This is a genomic window from Aliiglaciecola sp. SL4 (assembly GCF_041538045.1).
GTDB lineage: Bacteria > Pseudomonadota > Gammaproteobacteria > Enterobacterales > Alteromonadaceae > Aliiglaciecola.
This window is the reverse complement of record NZ_JBGOSE010000018.1, coordinates 48,125-64,580: the sequence shown is the minus strand read 5'-3', so window position 1 is coordinate 64,580 and position 16,456 is coordinate 48,125. Positions and strand designations below refer to the sequence as shown.

At 41.3% G+C, this 16,456-nt stretch carries 17 protein-coding genes; 9 read left to right on the top strand and 8 right to left on the bottom strand.

Annotated features, from left to right (window positions below; all coding sequences use genetic code 11):
* From AB6T38_RS18205 to AB6T38_RS18195, 3 genes are all read right to left on the bottom strand, one after another.
* On the bottom strand, positions 1-272 hold a 272-nt coding region (locus AB6T38_RS18205), incomplete at its 3' end, for a hypothetical protein (RefSeq protein ID WP_372548658.1).
* Between the two features lie 97 nt (positions 273-369).
* Complete coding sequence (locus AB6T38_RS18200; protein ID WP_372548657.1) at positions 370-1,350, bottom strand: DUF2971 domain-containing protein; 981 nt, start codon at positions 1,348-1,350, stop codon at positions 370-372.
* A 29-nt stretch (positions 1,351-1,379) separates the two neighbouring features.
* The gene (locus AB6T38_RS18195; protein ID WP_372548656.1) at positions 1,380-1,565 is read right to left on the bottom strand and encodes a hypothetical protein; all 186 of its coding nucleotides are present in this window, start codon (positions 1,563-1,565) and stop codon (positions 1,380-1,382) included.
* A 683-nt stretch (positions 1,566-2,248) separates the two neighbouring features.
* Here AB6T38_RS18195 and AB6T38_RS18190 point away from each other — a divergent pair.
* The gene (locus tag AB6T38_RS18190) at positions 2,249-2,938 is read left to right on the top strand and encodes a hypothetical protein (RefSeq protein ID WP_372548655.1); all 690 of its coding nucleotides are present in this window, start codon (positions 2,249-2,251) and stop codon (positions 2,936-2,938) included.
* Between the two features lie 87 nt (positions 2,939-3,025).
* Here AB6T38_RS18190 and AB6T38_RS18185 read toward each other — a convergent pair whose 3' ends face one another.
* Complete coding sequence (locus AB6T38_RS18185) at positions 3,026-4,096, bottom strand: alkene reductase (RefSeq protein ID WP_372548654.1); 1,071 nt, start codon at positions 4,094-4,096, stop codon at positions 3,026-3,028.
* A 168-nt stretch (positions 4,097-4,264) separates the two neighbouring features.
* Here AB6T38_RS18185 and AB6T38_RS18180 point away from each other — a divergent pair, with 168 nt between their 5' ends.
* A complete protein-coding gene (locus AB6T38_RS18180; protein WP_348491054.1) occupies positions 4,265-4,795 on the top strand; it encodes an AAA family ATPase in 531 nt (176 codons plus the stop codon).
* On the opposite strand, the gene AB6T38_RS18175 is transcribed toward AB6T38_RS18180, so the two are convergent.
* Entirely contained in the window at positions 4,792-5,667 is an 876-nt protein-coding gene (locus AB6T38_RS18175; protein WP_372548653.1) for a WYL domain-containing protein, read from the bottom strand. The two genes, AB6T38_RS18180 and AB6T38_RS18175, sit on opposite strands and share 4 nt — an antisense overlap.
* A gap of 254 nt (positions 5,668-5,921) precedes the next feature.
* Positions 5,922-7,385, bottom strand: a complete 1,464-nt coding sequence (locus tag AB6T38_RS18170) for an HDOD domain-containing protein (RefSeq protein ID WP_372548652.1) — start codon at positions 7,383-7,385, stop codon at positions 5,922-5,924.
* 402 nt (positions 7,386-7,787) lie between these two features.
* Here AB6T38_RS18170 and AB6T38_RS18165 point away from each other — a divergent pair, with 402 nt between their 5' ends.
* From AB6T38_RS18165 to AB6T38_RS18135, 7 genes are all read left to right on the top strand, one after another.
* Positions 7,788-7,979, top strand: coding sequence for a PLDc N-terminal domain-containing protein (locus AB6T38_RS18165; RefSeq protein WP_372548651.1), 192 nt, complete (start codon positions 7,788-7,790; stop codon positions 7,977-7,979).
* A 283-nt stretch (positions 7,980-8,262) separates the two neighbouring features.
* A complete protein-coding gene (locus tag AB6T38_RS18160; RefSeq protein ID WP_348491061.1) occupies positions 8,263-8,922 on the top strand; it encodes a GntR family transcriptional regulator in 660 nt (219 codons plus the stop codon).
* A gap of 98 nt (positions 8,923-9,020) precedes the next feature.
* Complete coding sequence (gene prpB, locus AB6T38_RS18155; protein ID WP_372548650.1) at positions 9,021-9,899, top strand: methylisocitrate lyase; 879 nt, start codon at positions 9,021-9,023, stop codon at positions 9,897-9,899.
* 35 nt (positions 9,900-9,934) lie between these two features.
* Entirely contained in the window at positions 9,935-11,059 is a 1,125-nt protein-coding gene (prpC, locus tag AB6T38_RS18150) for a 2-methylcitrate synthase (RefSeq protein WP_372548649.1), read from the top strand.
* A gap of 77 nt (positions 11,060-11,136) precedes the next feature.
* Positions 11,137-13,734, top strand: coding sequence for a Fe/S-dependent 2-methylisocitrate dehydratase AcnD (gene acnD, locus AB6T38_RS18145; protein WP_372548648.1), 2,598 nt, complete (start codon positions 11,137-11,139; stop codon positions 13,732-13,734).
* Entirely contained in the window at positions 13,731-14,912 is a 1,182-nt protein-coding gene (gene prpF / locus AB6T38_RS18140; RefSeq protein ID WP_372548647.1) for a 2-methylaconitate cis-trans isomerase PrpF, read from the top strand. The genes acnD and prpF overlap by 4 nt, the downstream gene beginning before the upstream one ends.
* Before the next feature lie 246 nt (positions 14,913-15,158).
* Positions 15,159-15,347 carry a hypothetical protein gene (locus AB6T38_RS18135; RefSeq protein WP_372548646.1) on the top strand — a complete coding sequence of 63 codons (189 nt, stop codon included), beginning with the start codon at positions 15,159-15,161 and terminating at the stop codon, positions 15,345-15,347.
* A 219-nt stretch (positions 15,348-15,566) separates the two neighbouring features.
* On the opposite strand, the gene AB6T38_RS18130 is transcribed toward AB6T38_RS18135, so the two are convergent.
* Together AB6T38_RS18130 and AB6T38_RS18125 are read right to left on the bottom strand one after the other, a co-directional pair.
* Entirely contained in the window at positions 15,567-16,010 is a 444-nt protein-coding gene (locus AB6T38_RS18130; protein ID WP_372548645.1) for a YbfB/YjiJ family MFS transporter, read from the bottom strand.
* Complete coding sequence (locus tag AB6T38_RS18125) at positions 16,010-16,444, bottom strand: YbfB/YjiJ family MFS transporter (protein WP_372548644.1); 435 nt, start codon at positions 16,442-16,444, stop codon at positions 16,010-16,012. Before AB6T38_RS18125 ends, AB6T38_RS18130 begins: the two co-directional genes overlap by 1 nt.
* Between the last annotated feature and the right edge of the window lie 12 nt (positions 16,445-16,456).

Below are 16,456 nucleotides of genomic sequence, written 5' to 3'. Positions count from 1 at the left end.
GCACTTAAACTCCTTAGTGTGAAATACACACAAGAGAAAGTTGCGACAACGAAAATGTTGTGGGGAAGCCACAACTCAAAGAACCTAGATTTAAAGTTTAAACCCATAATTGAAGCCCTGTAAGGATCATTTTTATCGTCACTTAACATTGAACCAGTAGTCAATTCATGAAACTGTTGATACGAAACCAATATTTTATTTACCGCTTCGATTAAAGCCTCGGTTGATTTTGGTTCAAGATCTTTGTTTAGTTTATCAATCAAATCATCCATTGCTTCTTCCATTTTCACATTGCAATATTTAGTGCCTAACGCCCGCAACACGCGCGAGCTTGCGAGTCGAAGTGCTTGCGATTGTTATGTTTAAATTTCACCAATTTATGTTCTTCTGATTGCGCAATGGAATTGCAGAGTCCAAAACAGTGACCTCAAAGGTGTCCTTAAACCCGTTATCGTGTAAAAATAACTCCAAACCTTTTCGTGTTGTTTTACCCGCAGCAGGTGGCAAACAAATACTTTTGACAGGTAGCTTTTCGCGCTGGAATAGATTTTCTTCATCATCTTGAAGGAAAATACCTTCCACATAAGGAACGAAGGTTCCCCCAGAAATTCTGAATTTTCTTAGCTTTTCATTTTGGACAGAGTTAGCCAAAAATATAGCTCTCCATTCTTTTTCTTCAGAAAACCCTCCATCTTTAAAAGTTAATAAGGGAAGTTGAAAAACATTTTGAAGTAGACCAGTAACTAAACCTTTTTTCTCAATACTTAATTCTGAAATATTTTGGTCATCAAGTTTGTATTTTTTAATTGTACTGGCTAATTCATCAATTATAACGTTGACTATCTTTAACTTTAATTTGTCGTCGTAAATAACTGGCAAGAAATGACAAATGACAACTGTATTATTCTGATAAGTTGATAATCGGGAATCAGACAAATCAAACTCAACACAATAGCCTTCGGATTGATTTGCATATGCACGCCATTGACTCAGAAGATCATGTTTAGAGCAAAATGAGATTATATATGGAGTGATAATATCAGCCAAATTGTCACTATGCTCAGTAAGATGTTTTGCAAGATCTTGAAAGACGACTTCTTCTCGCTCGTTCAAAGCTTTAGATATAATGTCTAACCCGTCTTTCATTTCTCTTGAATCATTCAAAAAACGGTAGTCAGTCGCCCACAAATTCGCATTAGATATTATGCCTTCTAAACCTTGAGCAGATGTATAGTGATACAGATTGGTAGTTTTTTCTTCCGGTGATACGTCCACTATTTGATTTTGAATAAAATTAGTTAATTGCTGCAATTCCTCCAGCATTGGAGAAAGAGAATCTAAATCACTCAAAAATTTATCCTATGACACCATATTTCCCTTTAAACATAACGTTTCAAATAAGCGGCGCAGGCTTGCTGGCTATACTTGGCGAAGAATGAGCCCCAGCCAGCGAGTATGCGTCCGGCGACGAAGGAGCGCACTTGATTTGCTTTGTTAGACGGCGCAATAAACATGCTGTAAACATCCTTTGTCTGTTGAATAACCATATGACCTAATACAACCACCAGATAATAACCTCTGTACTTTCCTTGTTTAAAGATAGCCTGAAACAATTAAACAGTTCAAACAACCTTTAATGATTAATTGCTTATTGATTTGAAAACCACCTAGAAGAAAAGAGAAATGATGTTGCCATTTCATGCGGATTCAAAACAACTATGCACCTTAAACTAGCGCCTTCTAACAGTATTATTAAGTCGCAAAAGCCCGCGATTAAACACGGGCTTTTTCCGTATAGAAATTTAACCTATTCTAATCACAGAGTGTAACTTATTACAACATATGAGGTTTTTCATATATCTGCTTTTCCTTCGGTGGAAATACGGTAATTATCCGTGATCTTGCATAAATACGGCGTTGAAGCTATGACTCTAGATAATCTCAGCAATTAATAACAGCGGTGACATTGATTGACTAAATGTTTGAGTCTTTGCAGTTACTACTAAGCAGTTTGTGAAATTTGCTTAAGCTAAACATTTGGCCAATCTAAGCTTGAGTCCTGACGTATTTATCTAAGCAAATTTCTTATTCTGTTTTTTATAGTAATGACTCTACTGCCCCTGAATTTAAGCAAACTTGATTTAGACTAAAGTGCAATCACCTCTTACTACACGCACAGGTATAATGGTGATTAATTTATATACTAAAATTATAAATGGTAGTCCTGTTTTCAAACTTAAGGTTTTTTATGATTAGAATAGTTTTTTGCTGGTTGTTGTTAGTGTTCTCAACCACTGGCTTTGCGCAAAGCGACGATAGCGATGCGACAGCTGAACCATTAGATCCCGCCTATGAAGGAGTGCATGGAATGGTGGTATTTAATCATGCTTCTACTTTGTTTGTTTCTAATCTTGCTAATTATAGAAAGCCCCACAATGTGCAATTAATCTATAAACTGACACCCAAGAATCCCGCTTTAATTTACTTAACTAGAGATGCAGACTTAGTCACCATAAAACCAGAGCCTTTCAACTTACAAAGGTTAATCCGCGGCGAATCATTAACAGTAAAAGCTGATGTATTTATTGGGCACTTTGATCATGGTGGTAATTTAACCTACGAACAGATAGAGATAACTTTCAGTGAGAAAAAGTATGTGCGGGTGTTGGAAAAGTTAGGAGACCCCGTTAATTTGCAAAAATACGATAAGGTTGAGCTAGGCTATAATAGTCATGCATTGATCCACCAAATCCAAGGTGCGCCAAGCTATGACCATCTTATTTTACTGTTTCAAAACATTAGCTGTATTACTGATGTAAATGCTAGAAGCAGTGTGCCAGCTGAAGATATGCTGAATTATCGTTTGAGTTTTTGTGGCTCTATGAAACCTATATTTTACCAAACAGAGCCTTTCTCAGAAAAAGCCCCATCAAGCTAACCTTAGCCTTATTTTTTCCTTTTCTCATATAAATAAACTCTGAACCGACATTTCTTAGCTCAGAGTTTATTTACCGCAGTTTGCACTTTAGCCTTCTTCAGCTTTAGGATAATCGGTATACCCTTGGCTATCATGGGTATAGAAGGTTTTAGGGTTGGGGCTCGCTAACGCTAGTCCATGTTCAAAGCGATAAGGTAAATCTGGGTTTGCAATAAAAGCAGAGCCAAACGCAACCGCCGCTACATGTCCTTGTCCTACAGCATCGTTAGCTTCTGCATAATCATAGCCCATATTACTTATGAGATTGCCATGATAAAGGTGACTTGCAACTGACAACACATCACCTTGCTGCTTTTGCAAAAAATCAGAGCGCATCACATGAAAATACGCTAGCTGATAGTCGTTTAGTCTTTCCGCTAAATAACGAGTAAGCGCTTCTGGATCACTGTCTCGCATACTATTGGAACTATTGATTGGTGAGATCCTCAGACCAACATTACCACTATCCCAAACATTGATAACCCCATCTAGAACTTCAAATAACAGGCGGCTACGGTTTTCCAAGCTACCACCATAGTTATCATTACGGATGTTGGCACTATCGCGCAAGAACTCATCAATTAAATAACCGTTAGCACCATGTATCTCAACACCATCAAAACCTGCAGCTTTAGCGTTGATCGTTGCTTTAACAAAGCCTTTTACTATTGCTGGTATATCTTCTGTATTGAGTGCTTGAGGGACCACATAATCTTTTTTCCCTTGAGGTGTATGCACATAACCATTTATGGACAGGGCACTGGGTGCCACAGGTGTTTTGCCATCATTCAATACGGGATGACAAGCTCTGCCTCCATGCCATAACTGCAATACTATTTTCCCACCGTTTTGATGCACCGCATCCGTTATCTTTCTCCACCCGGCAACTTGCTCATCAGAATGAATTCCTGGCTCCCGATAAAATGCTGAATTGCCCGGCATGACCATTGTCGCTTCAGCAATAATCAGTCCCGCGTCAGCTCGTTGAGCATAGTAAGTAGCCATTAGCTCAGTGGGTACGTTATCTTCAGTTGCTCTGCACCTTGTTAGTGGCGCCATAACAACACGGTTGTTTAACTGAATATTTCCTAGCTTTAATGGCTCAAATAATGCTGACATTTATTTTCCTTAATTATTAACTACATATAGGAACGTATATTTACTAGTATTGGATTAAAAAAAGGGAATTCAAGCGTAGTAATCTATGTTGTTTCAACCTTGAATAGTTGCAATTTGCAGAAAATGACTAAACTGTAAATGGGAATCCTAACGGGCTAGAGTAGATAAATGAGTTTAGTTAATTACAGCAAACACTTTGGTGACAAAGTCCAAGGTCCACTGAAAAATACATTTTTGTTAAGCCTTGTGACTAAAGCAACACAGGACCCTCCCCTATCGGAGCAAGATCGTGAACAAACTTACCTTTTGGTTAGTTTGAGTAAAAAACACAGCCCGTCAGTGTGTGGGTTGTTTGGAAACTCCGAACTAAACAAAAGTTTGCTGCTCGCCGATATTGCCTACAAATCGAAGAAGAAAGTGTTGTTTATCACCCAACAACGGATTAACCAGTTGTCTCCCTCCAATTTGGCCAAACTCATTGCCGATATCCAACAACATAATGCGATAATTTATTTTGACCAAGCAGACGACTTAATTAGCAATAATATTACCTATGCCCACTCAGATGAAAAAATTAATCTTGATTTACTTTTTACTGTAATTGAAAAACATCAGGGTTTAGTCATTTTTTCATTAACTGAGTTGGAAAACGCTGAGCGCCTAAGAGCTAGGCACCTCAGGGTATTAGTGACACACTAGGTTTTATAGCCTGGGGCTAAAGGGGTATTCTCAACTCCATTCAATACTTCTAAGTTAGCTAAAGCTAATTGACACCCTTGTCCTCTAAATTTATGTCCTTGAGAGCAGTCAACTTGCCATTGCCTAAGCAAATAAGCCGCCAAGGCTGACCTGACTTTCACCCTTAACTTGCCCTCAACCATGGCATAATCTAACTCAATAGCTTTGGGGTATTTAATACTAGGGTGAGCCACCAAAACCAACTCAATTTGGTTATTCCATTGACCATCAAACTTTCGACTTTCTAAGGTATTAATGTCTTGGGCTAATGGGGTGACAAAGGTAAACCTTGTGCACACAAAATCTCTGAAACTTTGATGCTTCCTATCAAAGGCTCTTACATGCCAGCGATGTCCATTGTTAACAATCGCGTTGGGTACTATCACTCTGGTTGACTCGCCAGAGCTTATCGAGACATAACCACACTCAATAGGTTGTTTAATATGAATGGCGCGCATCAATGCGGCAATAATATTTTGGTCAGGATGGATTAAACGTACGGCGTCGAAACATTGCTCTGACGGTTGCACATCATTGGAAATACCATTACCAAAACCACGACTTAAGGAAGTTAAAATCACTTCCGGATCATGTTTGAAAACCGGCTTAAAATCTTTGGTGCGGTGATAACTTTTGGTTTGATGGACAAGAATTAGGTTATTTGGTGCCAAGGCTTTGTAGGCACTGAAGTCTCGAGTCGATGCCGCTAAGCCTGTTTTAAAACGCTGAATTAAGTCAGTGCGTGCCACATGACCAAAATACTGCAAGCTAAAATCGATAAAGGCCAATCGCTCTTTTTGACCGTGATTCATGCTGTCTAATTCGTTTTCCATAGCGGTATTCCCATATTGTTTTTTTTCAACTATAGGGGTTTTAAAACCAGATGACAATCATTTTGATGGCATCTTTTTGATTTTAACTGGGGTTTATCTTTAAAAATAGCTAAAACGAAAAAAATTGAATATTTTTTAAACTTTTTGCAGCTTCTGTGCGTCTTAATTAATGACAGCGTAGTGAACTGTTGAATCTCCCTGGGCCGTGAGCAGTTGATGCTAACGGCTTTTTTATTGCTCTAGGAAAACTTATGTTATGACTGAAGCTGCTTAGAAACATAGGATAAACAAAGATTTAGATGCTCAGTTATTAAGTCAAAATGGGAGAAATCTTGTTCAGTAAAGTAACCTGTTTTATCGAAAATCTGCGCACTTATCATCCCCACCACTTTCGAGTTTACTTTTACCGGTGCTAAACATAACAAGCCACTTTCAATAAACTGCTCTGATTCGAAGGTTAAATAGTCTCGCCATTTTAGGTCTTTAAAGTTTTCAACAAATTGAGTTTCGTTTTGATTAACGGCATGGCTCATAATGTTCTGAGAATCACTCAAAGCAAAAGTATAATGGAAGCGCACGGGATCCCCGTCACTATCGACACTTTGTCTGCATTCCATCTGCCGCTTATCTTGGCTAAATCCCCAAAAACTACAACGATGAAAATGGAATATTTGTGACAATAACTGTAACGTATGAGTAAGAAACTCGTTCATACTCCGACTCGTTTTGGTTAATCCATTTAGTGATTTTATGCCAATAATAAGTTGTTCTTCGATGGTCAGATTAGCCAGCTCAACCGGGCTGGGTAAGCCACCAAAATCCTGCTGTTTAGGCAGCGGCTTAATATAGGTTTCTAACACAGAGGCGTTATACGAGCCCAGCAACTCAACGGCAAGTTTACGAGTCGACTCTATGCGCAGTTTTAATTTATGTTCATCAACATTAATGAGCATTCCAACATCTTTTATAAGTTGATCAAATTTAGCCTTATTTTTGGGAGGAGAGCCAATCGCTTCGCTCAATTGATTAGACAAACTGATAATATTCATTTCTTTTGTGCGACTTTGCGGCTGATTTAAAGATTTAATTAGCAGTTCACCTAAGTTCCAAGTCCGTGCAAGACCAATGCTCAAGTCTTTAAATTTTATACCTGCAGTGGATGCACAATATTGCTCAAAGGCAATTTTCGGCATGCTTACTTTTTGGATCAATTGACGTGTAAGTGGATTGCCTGTACTCCAGAATGAAGTTTCTCCAATGTTGTACATCATCGCCGCTAAATACACTTCTTCTTGAGTACTTTCATCGTAGTCAGGGACCATCATTTTAGCCAACAACCCAGCATAAAAAGCATTCGCCATTAACTTCATCAGTCTGTCATAAACCGCAGGTGATAGATGTTTGCTATTTAACAAACCTTCTAACACTTTGGCGGTTAAGCAAATATTCTTAACTGATTGAATACCCAGAAAAATAGCGGCACGGGAGACAGTAGTAACCCGTTTAACAGGGGAACGACTCGAACTGTTGGCTACTTTTAATAAGCTGGATGATAGTGCCTGATCATGCAAAATGACCTTGCTAAGATTGGGGATAGAGGATCTATCGTCATTTGAGAATTTATCTAAAATACCAGCAATGGAGGTAATTGCCGGCAATTCCTCTTTGGCAAGTAACGCTACCCACTGATCTGACGTCAGCTTTGACTTTTCACGCATATGGAGTTCCAAACAGCAAAACGAAAAGGAAACACCTTGTCCAAACGATTGCTAATAAACCTATTAAGTCATCAATTACTTAATTACATTTTTATTACTTTTTAATTACCTTGGGAGTATATCAGCGAAACTAAAATTGTCTGCACCTTTATATGTCTTTGATTTTGCGCCTCTTATTTATTTAGGCAAAATTACTATTTTTTAGTCAAAACGCTGTGGAAGCACACTGAATCAAAAACCTACTTGATTGATTTTTATAGTTTTTTCATCTGGAATAAAAGTTGCTCTGTATAAGTGTGCTTTGCTTAATTACCTGCAAAGTGGCAACGGTTAGAAACAACCGAGCAAAATAATAATCGAAACCCCCACCATACTGTGGTTGCGGTAAAAAGGAGAATACAGATGTTTACTTTTTTATGTGGCTTAATCATTTTTTGTTTATGGCTCATTCCCATAGTGGCAATCGCCACTTCAAGTCGCACCGCAGGAGGCGAAAAAGCGGCATGGTTACTAGCGGTGATTTTTATTTCTTGGTTCGCTTGGATATTTTACCTGTTGCTGGCACCGTTAAAATCTCCTCGCTATAGAGTTTAAATTCACATTCTGACGTAACTGGTATGTTTAGTATTAACACACAACCCGGCTAACCTTTTCCAATAGGTTGATCAACTAAGGTTAGTCGCCCCCCTTCTCGAAAACACTTTACCTTCAAATTTTCGCAATTTGCTTTCTTCTAATGCAAAACCCGTTATAAGTGGTTAAAACTGACTTAGATCAACAAAATTGATAAATTGTCGACAATATTGCGATTAAATATTGAATTATTCACATTTCAGGTCTATATTGTCGACATTAAAGGCAACGCGAAGACATTATTTTGGTCAACTTTTTATCAGAATCACCGGTTACATCAGCGGATAAGACGTTTTTTCAACTTCGCAAAGATATTGTCGAAGGTGATATCCAACCTGGTAGCAAACTAAGTGAAACTGAATTGTCGACAAAATATGCGGTTAGTCGAGCCGTTGTGCGAGAAGCCATTAATCGCTTAGAAACCTGTCATTTGGTAGAACGTAAAGCGAACGTCGGTGCCAGAGTGGTGACATTAACACCAGAAGGGCTAATTCAGTTGTATCAAGTACGAGAATCTCTTGAAGGAATGGCTGCTCGTTTGGCAGCAACAAATATGACCGACGAAGAAGTTCACGAGCTTGAATCTTTGCTTTCTGAACACTTCCAAGAAGTTAAAGAAGGACAGTCCTATTACCAAGAAGCCGGAGACGTGGATTTTCACTACCGAATTATAGTGGGCAGTAAAAATGAACACCTTATTTCCATGCTCATCAATGGCATTTATCACTTGGTGCGTATGTATCGCGTACAACTAGGCATGGCAGGGCCAAGGGTTTCCACCGCGTTTGATGAACATAAACACATAGTGCAGGCCATTGCTAATCGTGATGGTGAATTAGCTGAAATGTTAATGCGCCGCCATATTTTGTATTCCAAAAATAATATTGAAAAGAAATTGCAGTAACGTAACTAACCTGAGCTTGGGACTAAGCAGAGTTGATTAGAAATACGCTATTCCCACCACAGGTTAACAAACTCACCGATTGTTAAAGAGAGGAAATAATGACTCCAGGCAAAAAATTCAGACAAGCATTGGTTGATAATAAACCACTTCAAATTGTTGGCACTATCAATGCCTATTCAGCAATGATGGCAAAACAGATTGGTCATAAGGCAATTTATTTATCTGGTGGCGGTGTGGCCAATGCATCATACGGTTTACCTGACCTTGGTATGACATCACTGAATGACGTAATTGTTGATGTACAACGTATTACTTCAGCCTGTGATCTGCCTTTGTTGGTTGATATTGATACTGGTTGGGGCGGCGCATTTAACATTGCCAAAACCATACGTGATATGGAAAAAGCCGGTGCCGCAGCAGTGCATATGGAAGATCAAGTAGCTCAAAAGCGCTGTGGTCATCGTCCTAACAAAGAAATTGTTTCCATTGAAGAAATGGCTGACCGAATTACCGCTGCAGTAGATGCCCGTACTGATCCTGACTTTTTCATCATGGCACGTACTGATGCATTTGCTCAAGAAGGTCTAGAAGCGGCAATTGAGCGAGCAAAAGCTTATGTTGCAGCTGGCGCAGATGGCATTTTTGCCGAAGCGATTCAAACCGAAGAGCATTACCGTGCCTTCTCTGAAGCCTTAGATGTGCCAATTTTAGCCAACATTACTGAGTTCGGTAAAACTGAACTGTGGAACAAAGAGCAACTTGCACAGTGGGGCGCTGACATGGTGCTTTACCCGTTGAGCGCATTCAGAGCAATGAATAAAGCCGCCGAAACCGTCTACACTTCAATACTCAAAAATGGCGATCAAAAAGCAGTGGTAGATAGCATGCAAACCCGCATGGATTTGTACGACTACCTTGGCTATCACGATTACGAGCAAAAGTTAGATAGTCTTTTCTCGCAAGGTAAGAATAAATAACCCTATATTTCTCATATATAAAACAGGACTCTATCATGGTTGACAAAAAACTCAGTGGCGCAGGACTTCGTGGTCAAAGCGCAGGTGAAACTGCATTGTGCACAGTAGGTAAATCAGGCTCTGGCTTAACCTACCGCGGCTACGATGTATCTGATTTAGCAGACAATGCCACCTTTGAAGAAGTAGCTTATTTGTTATTTAAAGGCGAATTGCCCACCGAAGCACAATTGCAAGAGTACAATGCGCAATTGTTCGCAAAGCGTGACTTACCTGACGCCTTAAAAGAAGTATTAAAACTCATTCCTGCCGATACTCATCCAATGGATGTTATGCGCACGGGTTGTTCATTTTTAGGTAACTTAGAACCTGAAGAAGATTTTAACCAACAACAAGAAAGCGCAGATAGACTGCTAGCAGCCTTCCCGGCCATCATGTGTTATTGGTATCGTTATAGTCACGACAATGTTGAAATTGAATGTACCAGTGATCAAGATTCCATCGCAGGTCACTTCTTAAAGCTATTAACGGATCAAGACCCATCTGAGTTGCACCGTCGAGTAATGGACGTGTCTTTGATTTTATATGCTGAGCATGAGTTCAATGCATCAACCTTTACAGCTCGCGTTTGTGCATCAACCTTATCTGACATGTTCTCATGTATTACTGGTGCAATTGGTACCTTGCGTGGTCCATTGCACGGTGGAGCCAATGAAGCTGCCATGGATATGATTCAAAAATTCAGCTCCCCTGAAGATGCCAAAACCAAAATGGCTGAAATGTTGGCAAACAAAGAAAAGATCATGGGTTTCGGCCACGCTATTTATCGTGAATCTGACCCGCGCAACGTGATCATTAAATCTTGGTCTGAAAAACTTGGACAAGAGTTTGGTGACTCAAGCTTGTATGACATTTCAGTGGCCTGTGAAGAATTCATGTGGGACACCAAAAAGCTGTTTTGTAATGCCGATTTCTTCCATGCTTCAGCTTATCATTTCATGGGGATCCCAACTAAGTTGTTCACCCCTATATTTGTCTGCTCACGCCTAACAGGCTGGGCATCACACGTAATGGAACAAAGATCGAATAACCGCATCATCAGACCTAGTGCGGATTACATCGGTGAAGAACCTCGCAAGGTTACCCCGATAAAACAACGATAAAACTTTCCTTTTCCAGGCAATTAAAAAGTGGGCGTTCAATATGCCCACTCTACTCACGCAATAGCAAGGTAGAAAATATGAATACGCAATATAGAAAACGCCTTCCTGGTTCCAAACTTGATTATTTCGATACCCAAGAAGCAGTAGATGCAATAAAACCAGGGGCTTATGAGACCCTACCCTACACTTCCCGTGTATTAGCCGAAAACTTAGTTCGAAGATGTGAGCCTGAAAAACTGAATGCGGCACTAGAACAAATCATCGAACGCAAACAAGATTTAGATTTTCCTTGGTATCCAGCAAGAGTAGTTTGCCATGATATTTTAGGCCAAACCGCCTTGGTAGACTTAGCCGGTCTCCGTGATGCCATCGCCTTAAAAGGTGGCGATCCCTCCAAAGTTAATCCAGTGGTTCCGACACAATTGATAGTGGATCATTCTCTTGCGGTAGAACATGCCGGGTTTGAATCCGATGCTTTTGAACAAAACCGTGCTATTGAAGATCGTAGAAACGAAGACCGTTTTCATTTTATCAATTGGACCAAAACTGCATTTAAAAATATTGACGTTATCCCGCCGGGTAACGGCATCATGCACCAAATTAATTTGGAGAAAATGTCTCCAGTTGTACACGCCAGAGACGGCGTTGCTTTCCCCGATACCTTAGTAGGTACAGATAGCCATACCCCTCACGTTGATGCTTTAGGTGTGATTGCCTTGGGTGTGGGCGGATTGGAAGCTGAAAGTGTTATGTTAGGACGCGCGTCTTACATGCGTCTGCCAGATATTATTGGTGTTGAGCTTACTGGCAAACGCCAACCTGGCATTACTGCCACCGATATTGTGTTAGCCATTACCGAATTTTTACGTAAAGAGCGTGTTGTTTCTTCTTACTTGGAATTTTTTGGTGAAGGGGCTTCTGATCTTACCCTTGGTGATCGTGCTACTATCTCAAATATGACTCCAGAATTTGGAGCCTCGGCTGCAATGTTTTATATCGATGACAAAACCATCGATTACCTTAAACTAACAGGTCGGGACGATGCACAAGTTGAACTTGTGGAGAACTACGCCAAACAAGCTGGTTTGTGGGCCGATACCCTGAAAAAAGCCAAATATGAGCGAGTATTAACCTTCAACCTGTCATCTGTAGGTCGTAATATCGCGGGACCATCTAATCCCCATAGACGGGTTTCTACCACTGATTTAGCCGCCGAAGGAATTTCCGGTACTGTTGAACATGACGGTGATTTAATGCCAGATGGCGCGGTTATTATTGCTGCTATCACCAGTTGTACCAATACCAGTAACCCTCGCAATGTGATTGCAGCAGGACTGGTTGCCAGAAACGCCAATAAGCTGGGCTTAACTCGTAAACCTTGGGTGAAAACCTCGTTAGCACCTGGTTCCAAAGCGGTTCAACTGTATTTAGAAGATTCAAAACTGTTACCTGAATTAGAACAGCTAGGTTTTGGTATCGTTGGATTTGCCTGTACTACCTGTAACGGTATGAGTGGCGCCTTAGATCCTAAAATTCAAAAAGAAGTAATCGACCGCGATCTATATTCCACCGCGGTGTTATCCGGAAACCGTAACTTTGATGGCCGCATACATCCGTATGCCAAACAAGCATTCCTAGCGTCTCCACCGTTAGTAGTCGCTTATGCAATTGCCGGTACTATCCGCTTCGATATTGAAAAAGACGCACTGGGAACCGATGCCCAAGGAAACCCAATTACCTTGAAAGACCTATGGCCAACTGATGAAGAGATTGATGCCATAGTAGCCAAAAGCGTCAAGCCGGAGCAATTCAAGAAAGTCTATGATCCCATGTTTGATTTGACTGTGGATTATGGTGAAGACATTGATCCTTTGTACGAATGGCGTCCAAAGAGTACTTATATTCGTCGTCCTCCCTATTGGGAAGGTGCTCTGGCAGCAGAGCGCACTATGAAAGGCATGCGCGCTTTAGCCGTCCTTGGCGACAACATAACTACAGATCACTTGTCACCGTCTAACGCTATTTTAGCCGACAGCGCTGCTGGTGAATATTTGCTTTCAATGGATGTTCCTGAAGTTGACTTTAACTCCTATGCAACCCACAGGGGCGACCATTTAACAGCGCAAAGAGCAACTTTTGCCAATCCTAAATTGTTAAATGAAATGGTAATAGAAAACGGTGAAGTCAAACAAGGTTCGCTCACCCGCCTTGAGCCTGAAGGACAAACCGTACGCATGTGGGAAGCCATTGAAACCTATATGCAACGTAAGCAGCCGCTAATTATTATTGCGGGCGCTGATTACGGCCAAGGTTCATCTCGAGATTGGGCAGCCAAAGGCGTGCGTTTAGCCGGTGTTGAAGTGATAGTTGCTGAAGGCTTTGAACGTATTCACCGTACCAACTTAATTGGCATGGGTGTGTTACCTCTAGAGTTTGAAGCTGGCACAACACGCAAAACTCTGAATATCGACGGTAGCGAAATGTTCGATGTTAAAGGGGCGCGTCAACCTGGTGCTTCACTTACCTTGGTAATCACCCGTACTAACGGTGAAACGGTAGAAGTTCCGGTAAATTGCCGTTTAGATACAGCAGAAGAAGTGTCTATTTACGAAGCTGGCGGTGTGTTACAACGTTTTGCTCAGGACTTTTTGGAGTCTGAGGGACAAGGACAATGAGTCACTTTCCTCAACAAATAAAGGTTCCCGCAACTTATATGCGCGGCGGGACCAGCAAGGGCGTATTTTTCAACCTTGCTGACCTGCCGGAACCAGCCCAAACTGCCGGTGCTTATCGCGATGCTTTGTTGTTGCGCACCATCGGTAGCCCAGATCCCTACGGTAAACAAACCGACGGTATGGGCGGTGCCACTTCTAGTACCAGTAAAACGGTGATTGTCTCGAAAAGTCAGCAAAGTGACCACGATGTTGACTATTTGTTTGGTCAAGTAGCCATCGACAAAGCCTTTGTTGACTGGTCTGGAAACTGCGGTAACTTATCAGCAGCAGTCGGCCCTTTCGCCATTCACGCAGGCTTAATCCCTAGTGAAAAACTGGTTGAAAATGGCGTTGTGACCATCAAAATTTGGCAAGTTAATATTCAAAAGACCATTATTGCCCACGTACCCATGAGTGATGGTCAAGTGCAAGAGCTCGGTGATTTTGAGTTAGATGGGGTCACCTTCCCTGCCGCTGAAATCCCAGTAGAGTTTATTGATCCTGCCGACGGTGAGGGTGATATGTTCCCCACCGGTGAAGTGTCGGAAATATTGGATGTACCAGGTATAGGTAAGCTTAATGCAACCCTTATCAATGCTGGTATTCCCACTATATTTTTGAATGCCGAAGAAATAGGTTATCAAGGTACTGAATTGCAAGACGCAATCAATAGCAATAGCGATGCATTGACTAAGTTCGAAACTATTCGTGCTCACGGCGCTGTTAAAATGGGTTTAATTGATAACCTTGAACAAGCAGCCCAGCGTCAACATACTCCCAAAGTTGCTTTTGTTGCTCCACCAGCAGATTATTTGTCTTCAAGTGGAAAAACCGTGGCGAAGTCTGACATAGACTTGTCGGTTCGTGCGCTTTCCATGGGCAAACTGCACCACGCAATGATGGGCACCGCTGCGGTGGCAATAGGCACAGCTGCAGCCATTCCAGGCACCTTAGTCAATCTAGCCGCTGGCGGCGGAGAACTTGAGTCGGTGTGTTTTGGTCACCCTTCAGGGACCCTACGAGTTGGCGCAAAAGCTGTGCTGAATCAAGGTAAGTGGCAAGTTGAAAAAGCGGTAATGAGTCGCAGTGCAAGGATCTTAATGGAAGGTTGGATTAGAGTACCTGAACCCAAAGTTTAAGTTACTAAGGTACACCTTAACCAAATATTACAAACGGCCTCCAATTGGCCGTTTTTTATTTCTACGTGTACTTTATCGTGGACAGGCATGTTTCTTTTACATGGACAGCCATGTTAACTATCGTGGACAGGCACGTTTCTTTTACATAGACACCCATGTTTAACTATCGTGGACAGGCACGTTTCTTATACATAGACACCCATGTTAACTATCGTGGACAGGCACGTTTCTTTTACATAGACACCCATGTTTAACTATCGTGGACAGGCACGTTTCTTATACATAGACACCCATGTTAACTATCGTGGACAGGCACGTTTCTTATACATAGACACCCATGTTAATTATCGTGGACAGGCACGTTTCTTTTACATGGACACCCATGTTAACTATCGTGGACAGGCACGTTTCTTTTACATAGACACCCATGTTTAACTATCGTGGACAGGCATGTTTCTTTTACATGGACAGCCATGTTTAATACCAATGATAAAGTCAGAGTAAATTAGTAAATAATTTGAAAATATTGTGCATATAGCGTGCATTCAATCAGGCGGTATTTTTACTCTCCACCAGCCCGTTATCTAAATACAAAAAGCCAAGTAATAGAGAGCCGATCACCACCACAGTAGCAGACAAATATAGTCCGATATCTTAATTTCCAAAGGCTTCGGCAAGGTAGCCTGTAGGGATAGGAGCAATGATTTGTGCAACTCCATAAGCTAAGGTCATTGTGCCCATAAATTTTGCGGGGTTACTTGGATAAAAATTCCCAGCCATGGTCAATACTAGGCTAACACATGCGATAAAAGTGCCGCCAAATAACAATGCACTGATGATAACAACGGGCAGAGTCTCATTTATTGCGGGCAGTATGATGCCTATAGTCTGGAGGATATATGCACCAAGCAGTGCTTGCAGATCCCCCCTTTTTCGAGCGATTCGGTCCCAGAATAAAGCAGCGGGAGTCGCCGCTAACCCAACCAATAAAAACGCCAAACTCCCCTTTCCAGCTAATCCATCAGCACGTTCAACAATATCCACTATAAACGTCGAACTGACTGCATAGCCATATCCGGCACAAAAATAGGCTAGCATTAAAATTGATGAAAAGCTTTGCTTGGAGGATTGTCAACAGCGACATGGGTAGCAGTGCCTTTGATAGCAGGATGAGGCATCCATAACCACGCAGGAATTGCCGCTACCGCGGCCAATACAGCTAACGCTAACCACTGTTGTTGCCAGCTTGCCGACATAGTTAACATGACTTCCACCAGTATTGAGGTGATCACTATACTCACCCCTGCACCGGCAAAATGGATACCTAATTCAGCGCGGTGGTGATGATTCACCAACCACTTTAAAATTAAACCTGAGGCGATAATAAAGCCACCTGAAGCACAGATCCCTGCGATATACCTCAATATCGCCCAAACAAGCATATTGGTGGTGAGCAACATTGCCCCACAAGTGACAATACTCAAAATAAGAGAGAGACGATGTAAGTTATATTTATAATTTAGATTGTGCATACTCGAGGCAAT